The 4,298-nt window shown below is 44.3% G+C and carries 5 protein-coding genes and 1 pseudogene; 5 read left to right on the top strand and 1 reads right to left on the bottom strand.

The window, feature by feature from the left end:
- Positions 1 to 97 precede the first annotated feature (97 nt).
- The 5 genes from F6K57_RS37985 to F6K57_RS37965 all read left to right on the top strand — a co-directional run bounded on the left by F6K57_RS37985 (position 98) and on the right by F6K57_RS37965 (position 4,020).
- A complete protein-coding gene (locus tag F6K57_RS37985; RefSeq protein ID WP_364305814.1) occupies positions 98 to 658 on the top strand; it encodes a diiron oxygenase in 561 nt (186 codons plus the stop codon).
- 129 nt (positions 659 to 787) lie between these two features.
- Positions 788 to 1,678: a glutamine amidotransferase gene (locus F6K57_RS37980; protein WP_293073625.1), complete on the top strand. Its 891-nt coding sequence runs from the start codon at positions 788 to 790 to the stop codon at positions 1,676 to 1,678.
- 452 nt (positions 1,679 to 2,130) lie between these two features.
- Positions 2,131 to 2,271, top strand: a complete 141-nt coding sequence (locus F6K57_RS37975; protein ID WP_198954371.1) for a hypothetical protein — start codon at positions 2,131 to 2,133, stop codon at positions 2,269 to 2,271.
- A gap of 182 nt (positions 2,272 to 2,453) precedes the next feature.
- Entirely contained in the window at positions 2,454 to 2,690 is a 237-nt protein-coding gene (locus F6K57_RS37970) for a thioredoxin family protein (protein ID WP_075906760.1), read from the top strand.
- Between the two features lie 574 nt (positions 2,691 to 3,264).
- On the top strand, positions 3,265 to 4,020 hold the full coding sequence (locus F6K57_RS37965) for a hypothetical protein (protein WP_075906758.1): 756 nt from the start codon (positions 3,265 to 3,267) through the stop codon (positions 4,018 to 4,020).
- Between the two features lie 158 nt (positions 4,021 to 4,178).
- On the opposite strand, the pseudogene F6K57_RS37960 reads toward F6K57_RS37965, so the two are convergent.
- A pseudogene (locus F6K57_RS37960) lies at positions 4,179 to 4,298 on the bottom strand (integrase); the annotation flags it as partial.

Raw genomic sequence — 4,298 nt, 5'->3', positions numbered from 1 at the left:
ATAAAAATGTACCGGGAACAGAAGATGAAGTCAGTCAGAAGATTGCGATCGAGACACTTACGGATGAAGCTTTCCACGTCTTACTAGTAAACAACGCTTGCTCCATTACCCGGAAGCAAAGGGGTTAGAGTCGCTGAAGTTGCCGGACTTCAATCTTGTGATTAAGATGCGTCAGGAACAAGACCGCTGGTCGGAAGATTGGCAAAAAATTATCGTTCAGTTGGTAACGGCGATCGTCTCCGAAGTTTTCATCAGTGACTATCTCAAGCTTTTAGCAGAGGATAGCACAATTCAGCCATTCAACAGATTGACAGTTGATATGCATCGCCGTGACGAGATGGCTCATAGCCCTATCTTTAAGAATTTGGCTAAGTTGGTTTACAGCAAGCTGACTAAACAACAGAAGGAATTCTTCATGGAAATGCTGCCCAAGCCAGTTAACTGGTTTGCCAATATCGAGCTTGGTGTATGGGAAGCAATGTTGGCTCAGATCGGCTTTCCACATACTAAAGAGGTCATTGGTGATTGCGCAAGAGACAACGAGGTTAACCTGATGCGCATAGATTATAACGGGGTTACTAAGCTCGCCAAAGAGTTGGGCATTTTAGACTCCCAGCGCGGGCTCGATAGCTTCGCCCAGGCAAATCTTCTTAACTGAAGATGCAGGTCAGGACTGAAATTCAGATCTAACTAAGCCAACAACGATGAATTTGGTTCTGACACTTTCCTCTGGAACTACTACAGTTAGCTGAAATTTCAGCAAAATACCATCAATTGAGTAAAAGTTATGACTAAAAATGCGATCGCCATCACACACGTTCCCTTTGAAGATCTAGGCAGTTTACATAAGGCTCTCGATCAACAGGGTTATCATGTCACCTATATCAAGGCTGCTTCTGTTTATCTAGATAGGATAGATTTTCTCTATCCAGACTTGGTAATAATTTTAGGTGGGCCTATTGGAGCCTACGACGAATGGGATTATCCTTTTCTAACAGACGAACTTCACATACTGGAGCAGCGTTTAGCAGCTAATTTACCCACCATAGGTATATGCTTGGGGGCTCAACTGATGGCAAGGGCACTGGGGGCAAGGGTTTACCCCGGTGGTGTAAAAGAAATTGGCTGGGCACCCATAGAGCTTAGCTATGCAGGTCAAAAGTCACCTTTGAACTATTTAGCCAAAGAACATACTGCAGTCCTACACTGGCATGGCGATACTTTTGACCTTCCTGATGGTGCTACTCATCTAGCCTCTAGTTCAAAGTACAAGAACCAAGCCTTTAGCTGGGGTGAATGTGGTTTGGCTTTACAGTTTCACCCAGAAGTAACTGCTGCAGGACTAGAGCATTGGTTTGTTGGTCACGCCTACGAAATTAGTTCAACTCCCGATCTCAGTGTTGCCGAATTGCGCAAAGACACGGCTATGTTTGCCCAAAAATTAGAGTTTCAAGCTACTTTATTTTGGCAAACATGGCTCAAACAAGTAGAAGCTATCCAGAATCAATTGATGGAAGTGGACCTTATGGAAATCGAAGTAAAGGTTAAGATGCCAAGATCGATCAAAAAGGCACTTTTGGAAGAGACAACAGGTAATAACTTATTTCCCCATCTATCCGATCAACTCCTACAAAAAGGGTTACGAGGTGTTGCCTTGAATTCTGCCGGAGGAGAATGATTGCCATTGCTCGGTGCACGCCTCCGGGGAGGTGGCAAAATGCTCTGGGCATTCAAGCCGGAGGTGGCGATCCCCAAAGGGGGCATCTACTAAAGCACAGTGATGAGGGCGATCAGAGTCTGAGTAAATATTAGGTCGAAACAAGCGGCAGGTAACGCACATCTTGAAAACAGGAATCTGTCATCGTTCTTGGAGTACTCGCACCATCTTAATCAAGCCACGGAAGAAGACATCAGTTTCCTCCTCTGAAAGCTCATCTACAGCAGCTAGCAGTCGAGCCAACTAGCTGCATTATCTGCTTCCTGCTGTCCTTTTGCTGTCAGGGGGCAATCGCCCGTCTATCATCTGGCGCAAAACCTTTTTTAACTAAGCCCTTTTTCACAACTACTGCTACTGCATTGTTTGCTGTTGCTGGTTTAACTGCCAGTCCATCAGCTATTTCCAATAGTCCCATGGGCGATAACGAGCGCGATCGCTACCAACGTGCTACCCGCACCTCGATTTTTCCAATCACCCGTTCGCCCTTTGCCCACACCCCACACCCAGTAAGGCTAACAATGCTGCTTGTCACCCCGTCAGATAGTCAAGCCTAATCGCGGGAGGTCTTGTTCAACCCAGTTTTCGGAGGGGATTTCTTAATAAAACTTTATACAAAATCTGGTTTTATCGGTTGACGAGAGCGGAAAAAACGTTATTATAGTGAGGAGTCCTAAATATATGTAAAAATAAATCTGTTTAGGACTAGCAAAAGTATACAATTTCAGGAGAATTAATCATGACGACCAAAGCAGTATTTTATCACGCAGGATGCCCAGTATGTGTTACAGCAGAAGAGCAGTTCGCGGAAAGTCTCGATCCGTCGAAATATGAAGTGGAAGTCGTGCATCTCGGCAATGACAAATCACGCATTGCTGAAGCAGAAAAGGCGGGAGTAAAATCCGTTCCAGCTTTAGTTATTGGGGCAACACCCTTCCATATCAATTTCGGAGCATCTATCAGCGATCTAAAATAATTGCGCTCCGAAATTGCTCTTTAATTTTTACCTAGGAACTAATCCTGTTTACTATATGGCGTAGATCTAGCGAAGCTGTCATCAGGGGCAATAAACGCTGGCAACGCTTGCTATGTAAGGGTTTAACCCATCGGAAGTTGGGGGAGTTCCCCCCAAATATGGCAGCCTTCGGCTACCAGTAGCAAAACTGAGGCGATCGCGGAGAAGCTAAAAACGCTAAAAGTATCATTCAGTAAAGCTTTTAGCAATTTTATAGCGACTCGTGCCCAGACAGTCCCAAAGACTGAAAGCGGCAAAATTATCTAGATTGCCCTTGATGACACTTTTGCTAGTTCTGCCCCTATATGTAGGCTTATAAAAACTAGTAAAAACTAGATATGGATCTTGAAACCTCGTCAACCTGCATATATCAGTTTCCGCTGGTATAGTTACAAGTTATAGGTAATAGGGAAAGGGGAACGGGGAACGGGGAACAGGGAATGCATCTTTCCAGTATTTGTAAATACTGAAAAGCCGCATCGGCGGCTTGATGAATCTTCAAATCATACTTAGGTAGCTCTTTTCTGATTGCTTTATGAAACGTTTTATCAAATTGGCTAGTTTAGCTTTCGCGATCTCAAGTCTTGCTGTTTGTTTAGCAGTTTTCGCTCAACAACCAATCAATTCCGTTAACTCTCTTCCTGTAAGTCCCGATTTAGAACTTCGCCAAGCTAATGTTACCTATCTGTCTGATTTAGACTTATTAGTATTTGAAGAACAAGTAAAAGGCACTATTGGTAACACACTCCCCAATGCTGCTGGTCAACTAGATACGGCTCCGGTTATGGGTTATGTATTTCCGACTACTCTTAAACCAGAAGATGTGGGTTTTAACTCTACAGAGGGGATTGTGGCTTTAGCAGCTACTTCCCATCCCGATTTCGATGATACTCCCTTGTGGGATGAGGATAACAATAATAACTATGGTGATGATGGTAAGATTTTTCACACTCACTGGGTTGTCTTAACTCCAGATGAACGAGTTCCAGGTGGTTTGTCCGTAAAAGAGTTTGAGAAAGAAGATGACAGCGTAGTCCTTCCGCCTACTAACCCAGGCATGCAAATGTATATGGATTCTCCAGGGTTTTGTGTTGTTTCCAAAAACAATTCCCTCAAGATTTTAGTCCCTGCTGAAAGAGTTAATCACAACATCAAGTTTAAATTTGATGGCGTAACTGCCTACATGGAAGTTAATACTTCTGATTCAGAAAGACCGTTACTTGGTGTTTATCAAGTCTATAGTGTTCGTTCTGGTGACCTCAGCCTTCCTTACTCCATTCAGCAACGTTAAATGTAGCGGCTCGCAAATAATGAGTTTATAGCTTACTGTTTGCGAGCCGTTACATTTACCCGATGCCCAATGATCACAGGCAACAGTGCAAAATAAACCCGCTGCATTCCGTTCTCACTCAACCGCACCCCCATTACCTTACAATAGGGCGATCGCCCCTAAAATCCCAAATTCTGCACCGCTCTCCGCTTCGCCTCCTCCCCGCGCCTGTCATATTTAGCAGTCGTCACCGGCGACCCATGACCCGCCAACTTCTGCACCGTTACTATATCAACAGA

It is taken from the genome of Moorena sp. SIO4A5, from assembly GCF_010672005.1.
In the GTDB taxonomy this organism is placed as follows: domain Bacteria; phylum Cyanobacteriota; class Cyanobacteriia; order Cyanobacteriales; family Coleofasciculaceae; genus Moorena.
The sequence above is the reverse complement of the archived record's forward strand: the minus strand, read 5'-3'. Positions and strand labels throughout refer to the sequence as shown.

Coding starts and splice junctions, on each gene's coding strand:
- F6K57_RS37980 (WP_293073625.1), top strand. CDS start 788: ATGACTAAAAATGCGATCGCCATCACACACGTTCCCTTTGAAGATCTA.
- F6K57_RS37975 (WP_198954371.1), top strand. CDS start 2,131: ATGGGCGATAACGAGCGCGATCGCTACCAACGTGCTACCCGCACCTCG.
- F6K57_RS37970 (WP_075906760.1), top strand. CDS start 2,454: ATGACGACCAAAGCAGTATTTTATCACGCAGGATGCCCAGTATGTGTT.
- F6K57_RS37965 (WP_075906758.1), top strand. CDS start 3,265: ATGAAACGTTTTATCAAATTGGCTAGTTTAGCTTTCGCGATCTCAAGT.